The following is a 20,908-nucleotide window of genomic DNA, read 5'->3' on the forward strand; positions in this document are numbered from 1 at the left end:
CAGCGATGTGGCTGAATTGGCGAGATTTTCACCATCAGCGCATGGTGATTTGTGGCAAGCAATCGTTACGACGACAGAAAATTCTGTAAGTTGCGATCTTCGGCGCGTTTCGGCTTAGTGTAAACGCATACACTTCTATGCTGATGTCACTTTCTCCCTTTTTGAGACAGGAACGCTGCATGTCTGTATTTCCTCATCCCGACCGCTATCAACAGATGCAATATCGTCGCAGTGGCCGTACTGGCCTGAAATTACCGGCCATTTCGCTGGGTTTATGGCACAACTTTGGCGACAGCACGCGCGTCGATAATAGCCGTGAACTCCTGCGCCACGCCTTTGATCGCGGCATCACGCACTTCGACCTTGCCAACAACTACGGCCCCCCGCCGGGTTCTGCGGAGTCCAATTTTGGTCGCATTCTGCGCGAAGATTTTGCCGGGCTGCGCGATGAGCTGGTGATCTCCACCAAAGCCGGATACACCATGTGAGACGGCCCTTACGGCGACTGGGGTTCGCGCAAGTATCTGATTTCCAGTCTGGATCAGAGCCTGAAACGCATGGGGCTGGAGTATGTCGATATCTTTTATCATCACCGTCCCGATCCGGAAACGCCGCTGGAAGAGACCATGCGCGCGCTCGATCAGGTGGTGCGTCAGGGCAAAGCGCTGTATGCCGCCATTTCCAATTACCCGGCAGATAAAGCAGCCGAAGCGATTGCCATTCTGCGCGATCTGGGCACGCCTTGCCTGATTCATCAGCCGAAATACTCCATGTTCGAACGTGCACCGGAAGAGCAAGGTCTACTGGATGTGCTGGGTGATAATGGCGTCGGCTGCATCGCCTTCTCTCCGCTAGCGGGTGGTGTGCTCACCGATCGCTATCTGCAAGGCATCCCTGAGGATTCCCGTGCCGCCAGCGGCAGTAAATTCCTTAATGAGAGACAGTTGACGCAAGAGAAGATGGAAAAAGTACGTAAGCTGCAGGCGATCGCCCAGCAGCGTGGGCAGAAGCTGGCGCAAATGGCGCTGAGCTGGGTGCTGCGTGATGCACGCGTGACTTCGGTGCTGATTGGTGCAAGTAAAACTGCGCAAATTGATGATGCCGTTGAGATGCTAAGCCAGCCCGAGCTGACAACTGAAGAGATCGAAGCGATTCATAATATATTAGTGTAAACGCTTACCTACCCGGCTCAGGCCGGGTATTTTCCGCAGCAGAAAATTCTCAATTCAGATTTCCCGCAACGTTTTCAGACTCACTCTCAAGGCAACACTGGACCGATGTGGCACACTAGCGCAACGGTGGCAGTGATAAGCCACTGAAAAGGAGAATTTATGAAACGTGCAATTTTGTTTGCCGCCTTGCTGGCAACACTTTCACCCCTGGCAATGCACACAGCAGAAGCCAACAGCGCCACCCTTACATTGGCTCCGGGTGTCACGCTGCATCTCGGCGATCGCGATCGTCGTGGTTACTATTGGGATGGCGGACGCTGGCGTGAGCCGCGCTGGTGGAATGACCGTTATCGTTATAACGATCATCGCTGGTGGCGTCATGAAGAGTGGCGTCGTCATCAGGCTTACGAACGTGAGCGTGAACGCCGCTGGCATGAACGGGAACGCCGTGAGCATTGGCGCCATGACCATCGTCATGATGACAGGCATGATCACCACCACCACTAATACAAAAATCCCGGCCTGATAGCCGGGATTTTCTTTTTTTCGTCTTGACCAGCCGAAGCGTTACCAGCCGAGCGCCTCACCGACCAACAGATAGAGATTCAATGCCACCACCAGCACCACTATCAGGCGTCCGGCGTTTTGCATCAGGCGCGAATTGACCATCTCATCGCCCATCAACTCGCGGTTGCCGGTAAAGGCCAACAGCGGGATCAATGCCAGTGCGATACCGAAACTCAACAGTACCTGGCTCATCACCAGAATGCGCGTTGGATCCCATCCGGCCCAGATCACGATAAAGGAAGGCAGCATGGTGATGGTGCGACGTAGCCACAGCGGAATATGGAAGCGAATGAAGCCCTGCATCACGACTTGTCCCGCCAGTGTTCCCACCACGGTAGAAGACAAGCCTGCCGCCACCAGACTTAATCCAAACACAATGGCTGCTGCGCGGCCCAACAAAGGTTGCAGCGTCAAATACGCTTGGTCGAGATCCACAATGCTGGTGTGCCCGCTGAAGTGGAAAGCTGCCGCCGCAGTCGCCATCATCGCCAGATTGACAAAGCCGGCAATGGTCATGGCAATCGCCACATCGAGTTTAGTGGACGAGTAGCGATCCGCTTTGCTGCCAATGTTACCGTGTTGCGTCAGTGCCGAGTGCAGGTAAATCACATGCGGCATGATGGTGGCACCCAGCACACCGGCAGCGAGGAACACGGCGTCAGAGGTGGGCAGCGAAGGCAACGCCATACCGGTGACCAATTCACTCACTTTCGGCTGCGAGAAAAACAGCTCAACAATATAGGCAGCGGCGACAAACAACAGCAGGCCGCCAATCACCAACTCCAGCGGCTTCTGCCCCCGGCTTTGCAGCATCAAAATCAGGTAGGTGGCGACGCCGGTGAGCACGGCGCCTTGCAGTAACGAAATCCCCAGCAATAATTTAAAGCCGAGTGCCGCACCAATAAATTCGGCGAGGTCAGTGGCCATGGCGATGATTTCCGCCTGCACCCAATAGAACCACACTGCCGGGCGTGGAAAGCGATCGCGGATATGCTCGGCAAGGTTTTTACCGGTGGCGATGCCAAGTTTGGCTGACATCAGCTGAATCAGCATCGCCATCACATTGGCCCAGACCACCACCCACAGCAGTTTGTAGCCGTAGGCCGCACCCGCCTGAATATTGGTGGCAAAGTTACCGGGATCGATATAACCAATTGCCGCGATGAAGGCAGGGCCAAGCAGCGCGAGCTTGATTTTTCTGGCTCCGCGAGCGGCGCGCTCAGCGGTGCGACTTTCTGACATAGTGTGGACCCTGTCCTAACGCTTGTTGACCCATGCAGCTTAACGGGCGCTCAAGGCAAGTGAAATTTGATTATAGTTATCGTAATAATAGATGGTGCTATGAAGTATAGCCATTGCTATACCTTGCGGTAAAGCCAGTTCTTGCCAAAATGTTTGCAACAGCAATCACTCTACTCCCGGGTTATTTTATAGACAATGTTTTTATGGATATTTCTTGTGAAGGCTTTGTGAAGAGGTTGTGAGCGGTGAGACTATTCTTAGAAATTTGTCGATACCGAATACTTATAATGTGGTTTTGATCTCGTTTTTAAGTAACGCGTTACATAGAATACGCAACAAAATACAACCCTCCTCAAATTTGGAGCCGACATGTCCCATATTTTGCACTTTCTTTTGGCATTAGTGGTGGTAGCCGTACTGGCCTTGCTGGTCAGTCACGATCGTAAAAGCATCCGCATTCGTTACATCGTACAGCTTCTGGTGATCGAAGTTTTGCTGGCGTGGTTCTTCCTCAACTCTGAAGCGGGCCTCGGCTTCGTCAAAGGGTTCGCGGGTCTGTTTGACCATCTACTGAAGTATGCTGCCGAAGGGACTAACTTCGTATTCGGCAACATGAACGACAAAGGCCTGGCGTTCTTCTTCCTGAATGTTCTGTGCCCGATCGTGTTTATCTCGGCGCTAATCGGTATTTTGCAGCATTTCCGTATCCTGCCTTGGGTGATCCGCGGCATCGGTACCGTGCTGTCAAAAGTCAACGGTATGGGCAAACTGGAATCCTTCAACGCCGTAAGCTCTCTGATTTTGGGACAGTCAGAAAACTTTATCGCGTATAAGGATATCCTTGGCAAAATGTCACAGCGTCGCATGTACACCATGGCTGCTACGGCAATGTCGACAGTTTCCATGTCCATCGTCGGCGCTTATATGACTATGCTGCAGCCGAAATATGTGGTGGCCGCGCTGGTATTGAACATGTTCAGCACCTTCATTGTGTTGTCACTGATCAACCCTTACCGCGTCGATAGCGAAGAAGATCTGCAGTTGCAGGATCTGCACAAAGGTCAGAGCTTCTTCGAGATGCTGGGCGAATATATCCTTGCCGGTTTCAAAGTGGCGATCATCGTTGCCGCCATGCTGATTGGTTTTATCGCCCTGATTTCAGGTCTGAATGCGCTGTTTGATCTAATCTTCGGCATCAGCTTCCAGGGTGTGCTGGGTTACGTGTTCTACCCGTTTGCGTGGGTGATGGGCGTGCCGTCCAGTGAAGCGCTGCAGGTTGGCAGTATCATGGCAACCAAACTGGTTTCTAACGAATTCGTGGCGATGATGGATCTTCAGAAGATTGCTGGTCAGCTGTCACCGCACGCAGAAGGAATCCTGTCTGTGTTCCTCGTATCCTTCGCTAACTTCTCCTCTATCGGGATTGTGGCGGGTGCGATTAAGGGCTTGAACGAAGAACAGGGTAACGTGGTTTCTCGCTTCGGCCTTAAACTGCTGTACGGCTCAACCCTGGTGAGCGTGCTTTCTGCCGCTATCGCCGGTCTGGTTCTGGCCTTCTGATGTTCAGGGCGAGCTGCGGCTCGCCCTTCTCTTCTTAATTATGCCTTTCTGTTCTATCTTGCATTTCACCCCTTTTATCCCCGTCATTCGCCGCATCCCCGCCTGACGCAAAACCTTTTCACAATATTGAATTTCCGTCCCGGTTGCCTGCGCCCGTAGCTTTTCTCCATAACGTCACATCTGGAGAATCGTATGAGCATTCAATTTCTTGGCATGATTGGCCACCGCCTGGCTTCCGAAATCATTCCCGCCAGCGGTCCGCTGTTCGATAAAGATTACATCGCGCGTTTCGCCCGCGCCCATGAAGAAGCGGGATTTGATCGCATTCTGGTGGGCTATTGGTCCGATCAACCCGACGGCTTTCTGGTGACCGCACATGCTGCGGCACACACCTCAACACTAAAATTCCTGCTGGCACACCGTCCGGGCTTTGTCGCACCGACACTGGCCGCACGCAAACTGGCAACGTTGGATCAACTGACCGATGGTCGGCTGGCCGTGCATATCATCAGCGGCGGTAGCGATGTCGAGCAGCGTCGTGATGGTGACTTCCTGAATAAAGCCGAACGCTATGCGCGCAGCGATGAGTTTCTTGCCGTGCTGAAGCAGAGTCTGGAATCCAGCCAGCCTTATGATCACAAGGGACATTTTTACCAGGCTGAGCAGGCGTTTTCCGCCATCAAACCTGCGCAGAAAAAGCTGCCGATATACTTTGGTGGATCGTCTCAGGAAGCGATTGATGTCGCTGCGCGCCATGCCGATGTCTTTGCCCTGTGGGGCGAACCGCTGAAAGGTGCGGAAGAGACAGTGCGCAATGTGCGAGCCGCTGCGGCTCAGCACGGGCGTGAGATTGATTTCAATATCTCGTTCCGTCCGATTATCGGGAAAACCGAGAAAGAGGCCTGGGAACGTGCCGAGCATATCCGTGAACTGGCCGAGAAGCAGTTGCAAGAGACCGGCTTCGCCTTTGGTAAACCCAAGCCGCAAAGTGTTGGCGCTCAGCGTTTGCTGGCTGCCGCCAATGAAGGCGATCGCCTGGACAAAGTGTTATGGACCGGCGTGGCTAAACTGGTGCAAGGCGGCTACAACTCCACAGCGCTGGTTGGCACCGCCGATCAGGTTTCCGATGCGCTGCTGGATTACTATCGCCTGGGAATTCACAGTGTGCTGATTCGCGGCTTCGATCCGCTGAATGATGCGGTGGTATATGGCGAGGAGCTGATTCCGCTGACGCGTGAGAAAGTCGCGGCGCTAAACGCCGCTAACAAAAGGAGCGCCTGATGCGGCTGGCAGCTCTCTTTACCGGTGTTGCGCTGGCGATCTCCACGCTCCATCCGCTGTTCGCTGCTGATAAAGTCACACTGCGTCTGGGCGATGTTAAGGGGGATCGTTTTGCCGCGTTAAAATCGTCAGGCGAACTCAACAACCTGTCTTACGGACTGGAACTTACGGCTTTTGATCCCGCTTTGCCGGGAGATAAATCATGAGTGCCTATCAGCATCATCGCTTACGCGACTTTGTCGGTAACCTTGCCATCTTGCTCGACCAGAATCCCGATGAAGCCACTGTTTTGCAACAGGGCAGAGCCTGGCTGGGCGAGCTAATCCAACATGACGACTGGCTGGACGAGGCTTACACTCACCCGCATCCCGAACACTATCAACAATATCTGCTGTACGCCGATGCCCGGCAGCGCTTTTCAGTTGTGAGCTTCGTCTGGGGGCCAGGCCAGCAAACGCCGATTCACGACCATCGCGTATGGGGATTGATTGGCATGCTGCGTGGCGCAGAGATTTCGCAATCCTGGCAGCCGGGGCCGAACGGCCTGCAGCCAGAAGGTGCGCCGGTACGGCTTGATCCCGGCAACGTTGAAGCCGTCTCTCCCACCGTGGGCGATATCCATCGCGTGAGCAATGCCTATGACGATCGCGTCTCGATCAGCATCCACGTTTATGGCGCCAACATTGGCGCGGTCAAACGCGCGGTGTATCGCGAAGACGGCAGTGAAAAACAGTTTATCTCCGGTTACAGCAACCGTTACTTACCGAACATTTGGGATCTATCACATGAGTAAACCCGTATTCCCTTTCCGCCAGGCGGCGGACATTCTTGAGGCTCTGCGTCAGCAGCAGGAAGTGGCGATTGTTGATGTGCGCGACGAAGCACTGTTTGCCACCGGCCATCCGCTGTTTGCGGTGAATATCCCGCTTTCCAAACTTGAACTGGAACTGTTAGATCGCATCCCGCAACTGACGACAGCTATCACGCTTTATGATAACGGCGAAGGACTGGCGCTGACGGCTGCGGAACGAATTGCAGCACTGGGTTACAGCAATATAGCGCTGTTAAAAGAGGATTTGGCCGGGTGGCAGGCTGCGGGCGGGGAGCTGTTTATTGACGTGAATTCACCGAGCAAAGCCTTTGGTGAACTGGTTGAACATCACAATCACACCCCTTCCCTGTCAGCTGATGAAGTGCACAGCTTAATCAACAGCGACGCCAATGTAGTGGTGCTGGATGCGCGCCGCTTTGATGAATACCAGACCATGAGCATTCCAGGCGCCACCAGCGTGCCGGGCGGTGAGCTGGTGTTGCGCGTGCGTGATCTCGCGCCATCACCGGAAACCACGGTGATTGTGAACTGTGCGGGCCGCACGCGCAGCATCATCGGCACCCAGTCGCTGGTGAATGCCGGTATCCGTAATCCGGTGTTTGCGCTGCGCAACGGCACGATTGGCTGGACGCTGGCAGGACACGACCTGGATAAAGGTCAGTCGCGCCGCTACGGTGAAACCAGCGAAACGGCACAGCGCCAGGCGGCGAGTAACGCACGAGGCATTGCCGATCGCGCAGGCGTAGAGCGTATCCCGCTGGCAACGCTCAAGCGCTGGCAACAGGAACCGCGTACCACTTACCTTTTCGACGTGCGTGATGCAGACGAATATGCGTCGGGTCATCTGCCCGGCAGTCGTCATGTACCAGGCGGACAGCTGGTGCAGGAAACCGATCATTACGCCAGCGTGCGCGGTGCACGTATTGTACTGATTGATGACGACGGCGTACGCGCCAATATGACCGCCTCCTGGCTGGCGCAGCTTGGCTGGCAGGTGTCAGTGCTGGAAGAGTTGCAGGCCAGTGATTTCACGGCCACCGGTGCCTGGAAAGCGCAGGTTCCTGCGGTTGCACAGCCAGAGTTTATTTCTCCGCAGCAACTGGCGGAGTGGCTGGAGGAAGGTCAGACCCAGGTACTGGACTTCACCACGCGCGCCAATCACCTCAACAGTCATATTCCGGGAGCGGGCTGGCTGCTACGTTCAACGCTGCAAAAAGAGGGCAAATCCGCACTACCAGCGGCACGACGTTATGTTCTGACCTGCGGCAGCAGCCTGCTGGCCGGATATGCGGTTGAACAGGTGGCAGAACTCACCGGCAAGCCGGTGTTTGTGCTGGAGGGCGGCAATGCAGCCTGGCGCGCAGCGCAACTGCCCACCGAGCAAGGCGACCAACAGTTGCTGTCTCCGGCGATTGATCGCTATCGTCGTCCGTATGAAGGCACCGATATCGCACCTGCTGTGATGCAGGCGTATCTGGATTGGGAATACGGTCTGGTGGCGCAGTTGGCTCGCGATGGCACACACGGCTTCCGCGTGTTGCCTGCTCAAGAACAAGCCGCAACCGCTTAATTCTTAGCGCCATGAATTGCGCCGCGACCAGATTGTGCATAATTCCAGTGCACACTAAGCACTGGCGGCACGATTTATGGCGCACTCTGATGCCGTGCTGAATGCTTAACGGATTTAATCATCGCAGCGCGTGAGAAGCTGCTGCGGTGCGATTTATTGCGCCCCTAATGAGAGGCTGGTGCTGAATGAGTGAGATCATCTCAGCGCACAGGAAGAAGCACGCGCGATTTACGGCGCAATTCGTCGAGAAACTTGATATCAAAAGATTGGCGCATTTCAGAACGCTGGGAGTTGTCGTCACACGAATAATGACGCCATTCTGCATACGAAATGAGCAATTATGAATTCAGTCAGTGTTAGATTGTGATGCTATTGTTCAGGACGAACAGAGATTTGGTGGAGATAAGCGGGATCGAACCGCTGACCTCTTGCATGCCATGCAAGCGCTCTCCCAGCTGAGCTATACCCCCACATCTGGAAATCTTTTTCAGTGCATCGTTAAAAACGATTTGGTGGAGATAAGCGGGATCGAACCGCTGACCTCTTGCATGCCATGCAAGCGCTCTCCCAGCTGAGCTATACCCCCAGCACCGAAAAACAGCCGATTTAACTCGACGGACGGCATCATATGAAACCGCTCCCTGAGTGTCAACGCCAAATTCTCGTTCTGTGTTCAATCGCTGAAAAAGGCGGCAACGCCCTACCGTAATGGCTTTTTTTTCAACGCAAATGTGCATTCCGTTAACGTATTTTCGCATTTAACACCCTGCAACCGAGGTTAAATCAGGGTTAAAGATGTTAGGAATAATCTTGTGTTCGTTACGGGTAAGTGTAAAACTTAGCGCGCTAATTAACCGGTCAACCTTCCAGGGTATATCACTCTTTGACCGGCCAGCATTTTCCCCTTGTTCAATAAAAGAAAAGTGAAATATGTCGCTGCATACACCGAAAGAGATCGCCCAACTGGCGATTCAAGCGGGCGTGGCTAAAAGCCGTTTGCCTGTTTCCACCTTATTGATCCTTGGTTTTATGGCCGGTGCCTTTATTGCCACTGGTTTTCTGTTGGATCTGCATGTTATCAACCAACTACCTGCTGAATGGGGCTCCTTTGGCGGCTTCCTCGGCGCGGCGGTGTTCCCGGTTGGCCTGATTCTAACCGTTCTGGCCGGTGGTGAACTGTTGACCGGCAACATGATGACCTTACCGATCGCCTGGTTCGCTCGCCGCATCAGTGGTGTGAGCGTGCTGCGCAACTGGTTCTGGGTCACCATTGCCAACTTTATTGGCAGCATCGCGGTCGCCTGGTTCTTTGGCCACATGCTCGGTATGACCGAAGGCGATTATCTGAAAAAGACCGTGGCGATTGCACACGCGAAGGTGAATGCGGATTTCCTCCACGCCTTCATTTCCGGCATTGGTTGCAACTGGCTGGTGTGTCTGGCGGTATGGTTAGCCTTCGCCAGTAAAGATATGGTCGGCAAAATCTTCGGCATGTGGTTCCCGGTGATGGCCTTCGTGGCGATTGGCTTCCAGCACGTGGTGGCGAACATGTTTATTGTGCCCGCCGCGATTTTTGCCGGACAAATGAGCTGGGCAGAATTTGCGCCAAACGTGATTGCCGTCTTCCTCGGCAACGGCGTGGGCGGTGCAATATTTGTTGGTCTCACCTATTTCCTTGCTTTCCGTCCTGCGCAAGCTGAAACCAGCGAAGCTTAATATCCGATTTATGCCTTTTGTCATGAGACAAGAGGCATTTTCCTGCCTGATTACTTTTCCCCGTTACGTTTTGTTGTAATATGTACAGCTAATGTATTTAACAGGGACAGCATCGTGAAAAAGGAATGGCTCACCCCCGAAGAGCTCGCGCTGGAAACGGGCTACAGTCGGCAAACGGTGAATAAATGGATCAAACGCGAAAACTGGACAACCACGCCCAAGCCCGGTGTACAGGGTGGTAAGGCGCGATTGATTCATATTGATGAGCGTGTAAAAAGCTTTGTTCAGTCTACCCGCCACGCGACCGAGCCGGCGGCCAATTACGGTGCTCAACAAAATACGTTACCTGCGTTATTAATTAATTCTGTCCAGCAAATGACGACCGCTGAGCAAGATCAACTGGCTGCATTGTTGCTGCGCGAGGGGATAAGTGGTGTGCTGGAACGGCTAGGGATTAAAGAAGATTAAAAAAAGCCGGGCGCATCATGCACCCGGCTTTTTTAATGCCCGCGATAAGTGAAGCGGCAACGTTACAGGCTGCCGCTAACTCAATTAAGCCTGGGCTTCACGCTCAGCAATGAAGGCCAGCGCTTTTTCGATACGGGCTACGCTGCGGCTGCGACCAATCGCTTCGACCGTCACATCCAGTGCCGGAGACTGACCTGCACCGGTCACCGCTACGCGCAGTGGCATGCCCACTTTGCCCATACCCAACTCGAGCGCATCGGCTGCACCCTGAATCGCGTTGTGCACATTCTCCGCATTCCACTCGCTGTCGCTCAGCGCAGCCAGTTTGTCACGCACCACTTCCAGCGGCTGACGCGCAACAGGACGCAGATGTTTCTTCGCCGCGTCAGCATCAAAGGCTTCAAACTCTTCATAGAAGTAACGGCAGGAAGCCGCGATCTCGACCAGCGTTTTGCAACGCTCACCCAGTAGCGTCACCAGCTTCGCCAGTTCCGGACCGGTGCGGGTATCGATATTCTGTTGCTCGATGTGCCACTGCAGCTGCGTTGCCACGTATTCTGGCGGCAGCGTATTAATGTAGTGATGGTTCAGCCACTGCAGTTTTTCGGTGTTAAACGCACTGGCAGACTTGCTCACGGCATCCAGAGTAAACAGCTCGGCCATCTCTGCCACGCTGAAAATCTCCTGATCGCCATGTGACCAGCCCAGACGCACCAGATAGTTGAGCAGCGCTTCCGGCAGATAACCGTCATCACGGTACTGCATCACACCCACCGCGCCATGACGTTTCGACAGCTTTTTACTGTCATCACCCAGGATCATGGAGACGTGCGCGTAAGTTGGCACTTCTGCACCAATCGCTTTAAGGATGTTGATCTGGCGTGGCGTGTTGTTGATGTGGTCTTCACCACGGATCACGTGAGTGATGCCCATATCCCAGTCATCCACCACCACACAGAAATTGTAGGTCGGTGAACCATCGGTACGACGGATGATCAGATCATCCAGCTCCTGGTTGCTGAATTCAATCGGGCCACGGATCTGGTCATCGAAAATCACCGAACCCTCTTGTGGGTTACGGAAACGCACCACGCAAGGCTCATCCGCCGCATGATGTTCATGGCTATCACGGCAACGGCCGTCATAACGTGGCTTCTCGCCTTTCGCCATCTGCTCTTCACGCAGCGCTTCTAAACGCTCTTTAGAGCAGTAGCATTTATAAGCCGTACCTGCTGCTACCATCTCATCGATGACCGCGTTGTAACGATCAAAGCGCTTCGTCTGATAGTACGGGCCTTCATCCCACTGCAGGTTGAGCCAGTTCATACCATCCATGATGGCTTCAATGGCTTCCGGCGTTGAACGTTCCAGATCGGTATCTTCGATACGCAGAACGAATTCGCCCTTGTTGTGGCGAGCATAAAGCCAGGAATAAAGAGCAGTACGGGCACCGCCCACATGCAGGTAGCCCGTTGGGCTGGGTGCGAAGCGAGTTTTGATTTTCATTCAGCATTGCCTTAGATGCGCAGGTTTCTTTGTCTGGATGACAAAAAAACGGGTTAACGCGAAAAAACAGTGCGCATATTCTAGCAGGTGGGACGCTTTCCTCAATGACTCTCGCGGCGGCATCACAGATTGAAGTGCGTTTTTCTGCTAATAAAACCAGCACATTGGCTAAAAGCGCGGCATGCTGCCTAAATTTAAAGCGAACGCACATTTATGTTTTAAAAAGCGTTGACTCACTTCGAAGGATCCCTATAATGCGACTCCACACAGCGGGGGTGATTAGCTCAGTTGGTAGAGCATCTCCTTTACACGGAGGGGGTCGGCGGTTCGAGCCCGTCATCACCCACCACTCTAAAAGTGGCTCGCAGTGTACAAGAGTTTGAAGAGCAAGATATGGGCGATTAGCTCAGTTGGTAGAGCATCTCCTTTACACGGAGGGGGTCGGCGGTTCGAGCCCGTCATCGCCCACCATATCTTAGTCAGATGACACTCTTGTTAAGCAGTTCCGAAGTGGGCGATTAGCTCAGTTGGTAGAGCATCTCCTTTACACGGAGGGGGTCGGCGGTTCGAGCCCGTCATCGCCCACCACTTCGGGTCGTTAGCTCAGTTGGTAGAGCAGTTGACTTTTAATCAATTGGTCGCAGGTTCGAATCCTGCACGACCCACCAATGTAGAAAGGCGCCCTAAAGGCGCCTTTTTGCTATCTGCTATTTGCCCACCCTCACAAAACCTTTACAAACACTTAACGCTTTGTGTGCTCAAGCCGTTTTATCCCCTTGCCGATAACGATAATGGTCTATTGCAAGGAGAAAACCATGTCTACTATCTCAAGTGTTAGCAGTGTCAGTACCGCAAGCAGCGGTAGCGGTTCAACGTCAGAAATTGCCAGCCTGAATAAACAGATTCAAAGCATCACCAAAGAAATTAAAGATTTATCCAGTGATGACTCCCTGACAGATGAGCAAAAATCTGAACAGGAACAGATGTTGCAATCGCAGATTCAGATGATTGAAGCGCAGATTGCACAAATCGAGCAGCAGGCAGCAGAAAAAGCACAACAGAAACAAGAAGCACAGCAGCCCACAACGGAAAGTGCCACCAGCGCCCAGAAAGCCGATGGCATTAACCGTCCGACCGAGACCAATCAGATCAACGTTTACGTCTAAAACGCCGGTTTGAGAGCACGTTGTTGCGCCAGCAGGCCTGCTTGTTGGCGCACTTCCTGCCAGATCGCTTCCGCAGCGGGTGTCAGAGAGCGATTTTTGCGTTTAATCAGCATCAGATTTCGATGGATTTCCGGATAGAGGCGTCGCACCGTCAGTTTCCGCCCCGCCGGCAGCGGTAACGCCAGCGCAGGCAAAATGCTGATGCCAATACCGGCTTCCACCATCGGAAACAGCGTGGCGGGATGGCCAATTTCCTGCACCACCTGCACCTGAATCGATAACTGCTGCAGCGCCGCATCCACCAGAAGACGACTTCCTGAAGCATAATCCTGCAAAACCAGGTTGCGCCCCGCCAGCATCGTCCATTCCGCTCGCTCGACCTGGGCCAAAACATCATCCGCATGGCACAACAATAAGAACGGCTCCTGCAAAATCGCTTCGTAATCCAGATCGGCATCCCCTAGCGGCCCGATGACAATGCCAAAATCCACCTCCGCATTGCGCACGCTTTGCAGCACTGACTGCTGAGCGCGATCGTGCAGGATGACGCGGATATCCGGATAACGTTGCTGGCTACTCGCCAGACACTGCGGCATTAGATTTGCCGAAGGTGTCTGGCTGGCGGCAACACGTACGGTGCCACTGCGCTGCTCGCCGTAACTGCGCACATCCAGCAGCGTCGTGTTTAACTCTTCCAGCAAACGTTCCAGGCGCGATGCCAGCTGGTGCCCCGCTTCCGTCAGCATCACTTCACGTGTGGTGCGGTCCAGCAAACGCACGCCCATTTCCGCTTCCAGCTCTTTAATACTGTGGCTGACCGCCGACTGGCTGAGCCCAATCGCCTGCCCTGCCTGGCTAAAACTGCCCTGCTGCGCCACAGCCACAAAGGTGCGTAACTGACGTAAGGTGTAATTCATCGATATCGCTCATAGATTGATGCAATAAATCAATTTTATTTCTAAACCCAGCTGGCGCACAATCAGCACCATCTTTTTTATTTTAACCGGATTGTAACAATGGGCTTTTTACGACTCGACCCGATGATGGTCAAACTCATCATCACTGTGCTGTTGGCCAGCTTCATCCCGGCCAAAGGCGGATTTGTCGATTTCTTTGAATACCTGACCACCGCCGCCATCGCCCTGCTGTTCTTTATGCACGGTGCCAAGCTGTCACGCGAGAAAATCATTGCCGGCAGCAGCCACTGGCGTTTGCATCTGTGGATCATGTGCAGCACTTTCGTGGTGTTCCCGATTCTTGGCTTGCTGCTGGTGTGGTGGCATCCGGTGAACGTCGGGCCAGAGATTTATACCGGCTTCATTTATCTGTGTATTCTGCCTGCCACCGTGCAGTCTGCGATTGCCTTCACCTCCATGGCGGGGGGGAACGTGGCGGCTGCGGTCTGTGCCGCTTCGGCATCCAGCCTGCTGGGCGTATTCATCTCGCCGCTGCTAGTGAATCTGGTGATGAACGTCCATAGCGATGCGCCGAGCAACGGTCTGGAGCAGATTGGCAAAATCATGCTGCAACTGCTGGTGCCGTTTGTGATTGGTCATATGTCTCGTCGCTGGATTGGCGGCTGGGTGGAGAAGCATCGTAGCCTGATTGGTAAAACTGACCAGACCTCGATTCTGTTAGTGGTTTACTCCGCGTTCAGCGAAGCAGTGGTCAACGGTATCTGGCATCGCGTCGGTGTGGATACGCTGCTGTGGATTCTGGCAGGCAGCGTGCTGATTCTGTTTGTCGCGCTGGCGATTAACCTGGGTGCCTCGCGTCTGTTTGGTTTCAGCCGCGCCGATGAAATCGTGGTGCTGTTCTGTGGTTCGAAAAAGAGTCTCGCTAATGGCGTGCCGATGGCCAATATCCTGTTCCCGGCCAGCTCAGTGGGGATTATCGTGCTGCCACTGATGATCTTCCATCAGGTGCAGTTGATGGTGTGCTCCTTCATCGCCCAGCGCTATAAGGCGGGCAATGAGAAGCGGCTGGCACAGCAGCAAGTCGAAGCACAAAAATCCTAAGCAAACGGCCCGCAATTGCGGGCCGTTTTGTTATTCACTGCGCTTTAGCGGTTTAACTAACCCCTGCAATCCTTCTATTTTAATCGCCAGGGTCAGCTGCATCAGCTCGCCCAGCTTACCTGCCGGAAATTCGTTTTTACGCGCAAACCACAGCAGATACTCTTCTGGCACATCAATCAGCATACGGCCTTTATACTTGCCGAACGGCATAGCGGTATTGGCAATTTCAACCAGCTGATGTTTGTCCACGTTAAGCTCCCAGTAACCGAATCATTTCCGCTTCATCAATCACCGGAATACCGAGTTCCTGCGCTTTCGCCAGTTTGGAACCGGCCGCTTCGCCAGCAATCAATAAGTCTGTTTTCTTCGACACGCTGCCGCTCACTTTCGCGCCCAGCGCCATCAGTCGCTCTTTGGCATCATCACGGTTCATCTGCGACAGCGAACCGGTCAGCACCACGGTCTTGCCAGCAAATGGACTGTCGATCTCTTCAACATTCACCACTTCCAGCTGCGGCCAATGCACGCCCACCTCTTGGGTGAGTTCGCGGATGACTTCGCGATTGCTCTCTTCTTCCATGAAATTACGCACGTGTGCCGCCACCACTTTACCCACGTCCTGCACCGCAATCAGCGCATCCAGATCGGCGTTCATCACCTTCTCAAGATCGCCAAAATGATTGGCCAGATTGGCCGCAGTGGCTTCACCGACTTCACGAATCCCCAGCGCATACAGGAAGCGAGGCAGCGTGGTGAGTTTCGCTTTTTCGAGCGCATCCACCACATTTTGTGCAGATTTCGGCCCCATGCGATCCAGTCCCGTCAGCTTGCCCGCCGTCAGACGGAACAGATCGGCAGGTGTTTGTACGTACTCTTTTTCGACCAGCTGATCGATGATTTTGTCGCCCATGCCGTCAACATCCATCGCACGACGAGAAACAAAATGTTTGAGCGCCTCTTTACGCTGGGCACCACAAATCAGCCCACCGGTACAACGGGTAACGGCTTCGCCTTCCACGCGCTCGACATCCGAGCCACACACCGGGCAATGGCTGGGGAAGACGATTTCACGGGTATTATCCGGACGTTCGGATTCCACCACGTTAACCACCTGCGGAATCACATCTCCGGCGCGGCGAATCACCACTTTGTCGCCAATGCGAAGGCCAAGACGCGCAATTTCATCCGCATTGTGCAAGGTGGCATTACTCACCACCACGCCAGCCACCTGCACCGGCTCCAGACGAGCGACTGGCGTAATCGCGCCAGTACGCCCCACCTGAAACTCAACATCGCGCACGAAGGTCATCTGCTCCTGCGCCGGGAATTTAAAAGCAACGGCCCAGCGCGGGGCGCGGGCGACAAAGCCTAATTGTTCCTGCAGTGCCTGCGAATCGACCTTGATGACCACGCCATCAATATCGAATCCGAGTGTCGGGCGATCCTGCTCAACCTGACGATAAAACTCCAGCACCTCTTCCGCGGTATGCGCCAGACGAATACGGTCGCTGACCGGTAAACCCCAGGCTTTAAATTGCTGCAGGCGCTGCCAGTGGCTGGCGGGCATGTCACCGCCTTCCAGCAGGCCGAAACCGTAACAGAAGAAAGTCAGAGAACGTTTAGCGGTAATGCGCGGATCGAGCTGACGTAGCGATCCCGCCGCAGCGTTGCGCGGGTTGGCAAACACTTTCGCGCCGGTGCGACGTGCATCCTCATTGAGTTTCTCGAAGCCCGCTTCGGTCATAAAGACTTCACCACGTACTTCGACACGTGCAGGAATATTGTCGCCGTGCAGGCGCAGTGGAATAGCATGGATGGTGCGCACGTTGGCGGTGATTTTCTCACCCGTGGTGCCATCACCGCGTGTCGCCGCACGCACCAGCAGTCCATCTTCATACAACAGACTGACCGCCAGGCCATCCAGCTTAAGCTCGCAACAGTAGGTCAGATCGTCGCTGCTTTTCAGGCGATCCTGGACGCGCTTATTGAAGGCAAGGAAACCGGCTTCATCGAAAGTGTTGTCGAGTGACAGCATCGGCACCTCGTGGCGCACCTGTTCGAAGGCGGCCAGCGGTGCTGCTCCCACGCGCTGAGTCGGCGAATCCGGGGTAATGAGATCGGGATGTGCCGCTTCCAGTTCACGCAATTGCTGCATCAGTCGGTCATATTCTGCATCCGGAATTTCCGGCGTATCCATCACGTGATAGAGGTACTCATGGTGACGTAACGAGGTGCGCAGCGCGGTGATCTGCTCCTGAACCGATTTCATAGTGTTTTATCCGATAAAAAACCCCCGACATGCGGGGGTTGTTTCGTTAATATTTGATTTTGCTCGCGGCTATCAGCCGATAACTTCGCGAATACGCGCTTTATAAGTTTCCAGCTTCTGTGGCGTCATCATGCGACGCTCATCATCCAGCACAACCCCGCCGACATCGTCCGCAATACGTTGGGCAGATTGCAGCATGAGCTTAAAGTTTTGGTTCGCATCGCCATACGACGGCACCATCATAAAGATGGAGATACCTGGCGTGCTGAAATCGCCCATAGTGTCGGGATTAAAGGACCCCGGTTTCACCATATTTGCCAGGCTGAACAGCACAGGGCCACTGCCCGCTGGGCTCAGGTGACGATGGAAAATATTCATCTCACCAAACTGGAAGCCCGCTTGCAAAATACCCTGCAACAGAGCTTCACCGTTCAGTTCACCGCCGGCGTGGGCGGCAACATGCAGCACCAGTACCGCTTCATTTTTTCTCTGGGTAGAAGCGGCAGGCTTCTGAGGTTCTTCATGAGCAACCGGCGCTTCTTCTTCGTATTCTGGCTCTTCAGCAGCCTGGAATTCAGGCGCAGGCTGAGTCGATGAAAGTGGCTCATTATCCAATAACGGATCGGCCTGAACGGGCAGAGGCTGAGGTTTGGGCTGTGGCGCTGGCGCAGGTCTTGCTACCGGCTGCTGAGGCGCAGGTGCAGGCTGGCGCACTTCCGGCTCATCATCCAGCAGCGGATCACCCATCAATGGGGTTTCATGACGCGGGAATGGCTGACGCGCAGGTTCAGGCGCACGTGGCGCGCTGACAGGCTTAGTCACAGGTGCGTCGAATTCGGGTTCGACATGCGCGTCACGATTGCGACGGACACGCACTTCGCCGACACCATCATCATCTTCTTCGCTCAGCAGATCTTCATCCGCTTCTTCGCGCTGTTTCAGACGTTTGTGCGGGCGATCGCGAAACACGGAAGAGCGCTCTTTACGGCTGGTCCACAGTCCGTGAAGTAGCAACGCTATTATGGCGATCGCGCCAACAACGATTAATATCAGACGCAAATCCTGCATCATTGTATTCTCTGTTGTTCCAATACCTTGCCACCACGGCAAACTTTATCCTCTAACTGTATTTGCCCAGCTAAACAAGTGCAAGTCTGTGCAGTATTTTCTGACAAATAAGATAGCTGCCCCACGCTTTTTTGCTGATTTTTCGCGCAAAGTGCGCCTGCCACCGACAAAAAGCCAGGTTATGATGTTCGCGCCGCCACATAAAGGAGAAAGGCTCGCTATGCCCGTTGAGAAATCGCCCTCATCATTAAATGGTATTCATTACTTTGCCGAAGGCTGGAGACTGGTACGTCTGCCTGGCATTCGTCGTTACGTCATTATTCCTCTGCTGGTGAACATTTTGCTGCTAGGAGGCGCCTTTATCTGGCTGTTTCAACGGCTCGGAGAGTGGATTCCGGCCTTGATGTCGCACATCCCTGATTGGCTACAGTGGCTCAGTTATTTGCTGTGGCCGCTTTCCGTCATATCGATTGTGCTGGTATTCAGCTACTTCTTCTCCACCATCGCGAACTGGATTGCCGCCCCCTTTTGTGGATTGCTGGCTGAGCAACTGGAAGGTCGTCTCACCGGTCACCCGCTGCCGGATAGCGGTTGGATGGCGATGGTTAATGATATCCCGCGCATCATGAAGCGCGAATTACAGAAGCTTAGCTACTATTTACCGCGTGCACTGGGACTGCTGCTGCTTTACTTTATCCCCGGTTTTGGACAAACGGTGGCACCGGTATTATGGTTTCTGTTTAGCGCGTGGATGCTGTCGGTGCAGTACTGCGACTATCCGTTTGATAACCACAAAGTGAGTTTTCAGCAGATGCGTAGTGCGTTACGTCAGCATAAAACGGCGAACATGCAATTTGGCGCGCTGGTCAGTTTGTTCACCATGATTCCGATTCTGAACCTGGCTATCATGCCGGTGGCCGTATGTGGCGCGACTGCGATGTGGGTTGATCGCTACCGCCTACAGCATGCACGTCACTAAAGCGTCAAAAAGCCTTATGCATTTTTGCGTAAGGCTTATGGTTGTGGGCTATATAGATATGCGATTTCTTTCCTTCCGCACACCGGAAGAACAGGTATGCTCTGAGGGTTCCCAATATTTCATACAGTTAAGGACGAGCTATGAGTAAGATCTATGAAGACAACTCTCTGACAATTGGTCATACGCCGCTGGTTCGACTGAACCGCATCGGTAATGGACGCATCCTGGCGAAGGTCGAATCGCGTAACCCGAGCTTCAGCGTCAAATGCCGTATCGGTGCCAATATGATTTGGGACGCAGAAAAACGCGGAATCTTAAAGCCGGGCGTTGAACTGGTTGAGCCAACCAGCGGTAACACCGGTATTGCACTGGCTTACGTGGCCGCCGCTCGCGGTTACAAACTCACGCTGACCATGCCAGAGACCATGTCTGTTGAACGTCGCAAGCTGCTGAAAGCACTGGGCGCGAATCTGGTGCTGACCGAAGGCGCAAAAGGTATGAAAGGTGCCATTGCTAAAGCCGAGGAAATCGTTGCCAGCGATCCGGATAAATTTGTGCTTCTGCAGCAGTTCAGCAATCCGGCTAACCCGGAGATCCATGAGAAAACCACCGGCCCGGAAATCTGGGAAGACACCGACGGTGAAGTGGATGTGTTCATTGCTGGCGTGGGCACCGGCGGCACGCTGACAGGCGTGAGCCGTTACATCAAGAACACCAAAGGCAAAAAAGACTTAATCACCGTCGCGGTAGAGCCGACTGACTCTCCGGTTATCGCTCAGGCTATCGCTGGCGAAGAGATCAAACCGGGTCCGCATAAGATTCAAGGCATCGGCGCAGGTTTCATCCCCGGCAACCTTGACCTGAAATTGGTTGATCGGGTCGTTGCGATTACCAACGAAGAAGCCATCAGCACCGCGCGTCAGCTGATGGAAGAAGAAGGCATTCTGGCCGGTATCTCTTCAGGTGCGGCAGTGGCTGCAGCACTGAAGCTGCAGGAAGACGAAGCATTCGCCAATAAGAATATCGTGGTGATCCTGCCCTCCTCTGGCGAGCGCTATTTAAGCACCGCCCTGTTTGCCGATCTGTTCACTGAAAAAGAGCTGCAGCAGTAACCGCCATAGTCTGAAAACGATGAAAAAAGCACCCGAATGGGTGCTTTTTTGTGGCGCAGATCTCACTTTTATCACCAGACAGATTGATTTCAATGACACGGCTCTGGTATTTAAGCTCCCAATTATTTCGGTGCCTGAAATTAATCTGGCTTTGAAGTGGATCAAGCTGAATGGAATTACTGATTTGGCGAAACGGCGAATCACGGCATACTTAGCAAGGTGACCTTTTCGCACAGTTTTTGATCTGCTGCTGAAAGACGCACATTACTAAGCGCATTTTTTGGTCAGCTTAATGCCACACCAGCGCACCTATACAGGCTAAAGTGACGGCTCCAGGCTAGACTTTAGATCCATAACACCAAACCTGATAAAGTTGGGGAAA

At 53.7% G+C, this 20,908-nt stretch carries 18 protein-coding genes, 6 tRNA genes and 1 pseudogene; 17 read left to right on the top strand and 8 right to left on the bottom strand.

Translation table 11 applies throughout. From position 1 onward, the window contains the following. The first annotated feature begins 179 nt into the window (after positions 1 to 179). Positions 180 to 1,172, top strand: a pseudogene (gene mgrA / locus FD737_RS21630) (L-glyceraldehyde 3-phosphate reductase). A 159-nt stretch (positions 1,173 to 1,331) separates the two neighbouring features. After that, on the top strand, positions 1,332 to 1,679 hold the full coding sequence (locus tag FD737_RS21635) for a DUF2502 domain-containing protein (protein WP_058959054.1): 348 nt from the start codon (positions 1,332 to 1,334) through the stop codon (positions 1,677 to 1,679). 60 nt (positions 1,680 to 1,739) lie between these two features. On the opposite strand, the gene FD737_RS21640 is transcribed toward FD737_RS21635, so the two are convergent. After that, complete coding sequence (locus FD737_RS21640) at positions 1,740 to 2,981, bottom strand: Nramp family divalent metal transporter (protein ID WP_034825925.1); 1,242 nt, start codon at positions 2,979 to 2,981, stop codon at positions 1,740 to 1,742. 369 nt (positions 2,982 to 3,350) lie between these two features. On the opposite strand from FD737_RS21640, the gene FD737_RS21645 reads away from it, so the two are divergent. The 5 genes from FD737_RS21645 to FD737_RS21665 all read left to right on the top strand — a co-directional run bounded on the left by FD737_RS21645 (position 3,351) and on the right by FD737_RS21665 (position 8,224). Then, positions 3,351 to 4,541: a NupC/NupG family nucleoside CNT transporter gene (locus FD737_RS21645; RefSeq protein ID WP_034825912.1), complete on the top strand. Its 1,191-nt coding sequence runs from the start codon at positions 3,351 to 3,353 to the stop codon at positions 4,539 to 4,541. Positions 4,542 to 4,733: 192 nt separating this feature from the next. After that, positions 4,734 to 5,822, top strand: coding sequence for an LLM class flavin-dependent oxidoreductase (locus FD737_RS21650; protein WP_160834567.1), 1,089 nt, complete (start codon positions 4,734 to 4,736; stop codon positions 5,820 to 5,822). After that, positions 5,822 to 6,028 (top strand): hypothetical protein, encoded by a 207-nt coding sequence (locus FD737_RS21655; protein ID WP_237448850.1) that lies wholly within the window; start codon positions 5,822 to 5,824, stop codon positions 6,026 to 6,028. The genes FD737_RS21650 and FD737_RS21655 overlap by 1 nt, the downstream gene beginning before the upstream one ends. After that, complete coding sequence (locus FD737_RS21660; RefSeq protein ID WP_160834568.1) at positions 6,025 to 6,615, top strand: cysteine dioxygenase; 591 nt, start codon at positions 6,025 to 6,027, stop codon at positions 6,613 to 6,615. The genes FD737_RS21655 and FD737_RS21660 overlap by 4 nt, the downstream gene beginning before the upstream one ends. Further along, positions 6,608 to 8,224, top strand: a complete 1,617-nt coding sequence (locus tag FD737_RS21665) for a rhodanese homology domain-containing protein (protein WP_160834569.1) — start codon at positions 6,608 to 6,610, stop codon at positions 8,222 to 8,224. The genes FD737_RS21660 and FD737_RS21665 overlap by 8 nt, the downstream gene beginning before the upstream one ends. 394 nt (positions 8,225 to 8,618) lie before the next feature. Here the strand turns inward: FD737_RS21665 and FD737_RS21670 are convergent. Both FD737_RS21670 and FD737_RS21675 read right to left on the bottom strand, forming a co-directional pair. Continuing rightward, positions 8,619 to 8,694: transfer RNA gene (locus FD737_RS21670), tRNA-Ala, on the bottom strand. A 40-nt stretch (positions 8,695 to 8,734) separates the two neighbouring features. Next, positions 8,735 to 8,810: transfer RNA gene (locus tag FD737_RS21675), tRNA-Ala, on the bottom strand. Positions 8,811 to 9,154: 344 nt separating this feature from the next. Between FD737_RS21675 and FD737_RS21680 the strand changes: the two genes are divergently transcribed. Both FD737_RS21680 and FD737_RS21685 read left to right on the top strand, forming a co-directional pair. Further along, on the top strand, positions 9,155 to 9,940 hold the full coding sequence (locus tag FD737_RS21680) for a formate/nitrite transporter family protein (protein WP_160834570.1): 786 nt from the start codon (positions 9,155 to 9,157) through the stop codon (positions 9,938 to 9,940). A gap of 114 nt (positions 9,941 to 10,054) precedes the next feature. Next, positions 10,055 to 10,408 (top strand): YfeC-like transcriptional regulator, encoded by a 354-nt coding sequence (locus tag FD737_RS21685; RefSeq protein ID WP_034825897.1) that lies wholly within the window; start codon positions 10,055 to 10,057, stop codon positions 10,406 to 10,408. 84 nt (positions 10,409 to 10,492) lie between these two features. Here FD737_RS21685 and gltX read toward each other — a convergent pair whose 3' ends face one another. Further along, a complete protein-coding gene (gene gltX / locus FD737_RS21690) occupies positions 10,493 to 11,914 on the bottom strand; it encodes a glutamate--tRNA ligase (protein ID WP_058959062.1) in 1,422 nt (473 codons plus the stop codon). 273 nt (positions 11,915 to 12,187) lie between these two features. Between gltX and FD737_RS21695 the strand changes: the two genes are divergently transcribed. From FD737_RS21695 to FD737_RS21715, 5 genes are all read left to right on the top strand, one after another. Further along, positions 12,188 to 12,263, top strand: a tRNA-Val gene (locus FD737_RS21695). A 46-nt stretch (positions 12,264 to 12,309) separates the two neighbouring features. Beyond that, positions 12,310 to 12,385 (top strand) — tRNA-Val (locus FD737_RS21700). Positions 12,386 to 12,426: 41 nt separating this feature from the next. Further along, positions 12,427 to 12,502, top strand: a tRNA-Val gene (locus FD737_RS21705). A gap of 4 nt (positions 12,503 to 12,506) precedes the next feature. Further along, positions 12,507 to 12,582, top strand: a tRNA-Lys gene (locus tag FD737_RS21710). Positions 12,583 to 12,729: 147 nt separating this feature from the next. Continuing rightward, a complete protein-coding gene (locus FD737_RS21715; RefSeq protein WP_058959063.1) occupies positions 12,730 to 13,080 on the top strand; it encodes a FlxA-like family protein in 351 nt (116 codons plus the stop codon). On the opposite strand, the gene FD737_RS21720 is transcribed toward FD737_RS21715, so the two are convergent. Then, positions 13,077 to 13,997 carry a LysR family transcriptional regulator gene (locus FD737_RS21720; protein ID WP_058959064.1) on the bottom strand — a complete coding sequence of 307 codons (921 nt, stop codon included), beginning with the start codon at positions 13,995 to 13,997 and terminating at the stop codon, positions 13,077 to 13,079. The two genes, FD737_RS21715 and FD737_RS21720, sit on opposite strands and share 4 nt — an antisense overlap. A 99-nt stretch (positions 13,998 to 14,096) precedes the next feature. Between FD737_RS21720 and FD737_RS21725 the strand changes: the two genes are divergently transcribed. Next, entirely contained in the window at positions 14,097 to 15,098 is a 1,002-nt protein-coding gene (locus tag FD737_RS21725) for a bile acid:sodium symporter family protein (RefSeq protein ID WP_097118552.1), read from the top strand. Between the two features lie 30 nt (positions 15,099 to 15,128). On the opposite strand, the gene FD737_RS21730 is transcribed toward FD737_RS21725, so the two are convergent. The 3 genes from FD737_RS21730 to zipA form a co-directional block, all read right to left on the bottom strand. Next, positions 15,129 to 15,347, bottom strand: coding sequence for a DUF3820 family protein (locus FD737_RS21730; protein ID WP_038645584.1), 219 nt, complete (start codon positions 15,345 to 15,347; stop codon positions 15,129 to 15,131). Position 15,348: 1 nt separating this feature from the next. Further along, positions 15,349 to 17,367 (bottom strand): NAD-dependent DNA ligase LigA, encoded by a 2,019-nt coding sequence (gene ligA, locus FD737_RS21735; protein WP_160834571.1) that lies wholly within the window; start codon positions 17,365 to 17,367, stop codon positions 15,349 to 15,351. Between the two features lie 72 nt (positions 17,368 to 17,439). Continuing rightward, positions 17,440 to 18,438, bottom strand: a complete 999-nt coding sequence (zipA, locus tag FD737_RS21740; protein ID WP_160834572.1) for a cell division protein ZipA — start codon at positions 18,436 to 18,438, stop codon at positions 17,440 to 17,442. A 217-nt stretch (positions 18,439 to 18,655) separates the two neighbouring features. Between zipA and cysZ the strand changes: the two genes are divergently transcribed. Both cysZ and cysK read left to right on the top strand, forming a co-directional pair. After that, positions 18,656 to 19,414, top strand: a complete 759-nt coding sequence (gene cysZ, locus FD737_RS21745; protein ID WP_160834573.1) for a sulfate transporter CysZ — start codon at positions 18,656 to 18,658, stop codon at positions 19,412 to 19,414. A gap of 140 nt (positions 19,415 to 19,554) precedes the next feature. After that, complete coding sequence (gene cysK / locus FD737_RS21750) at positions 19,555 to 20,526, top strand: cysteine synthase A (RefSeq protein ID WP_034825880.1); 972 nt, start codon at positions 19,555 to 19,557, stop codon at positions 20,524 to 20,526. The last annotated feature ends 382 nt before the right edge of the window (positions 20,527 to 20,908 follow it).

This window comes from Pantoea sp. Seng (assembly GCF_009829935.1).
In the GTDB taxonomy this organism is placed as follows: domain Bacteria; phylum Pseudomonadota; class Gammaproteobacteria; order Enterobacterales; family Enterobacteriaceae; genus Pantoea; species Pantoea communis.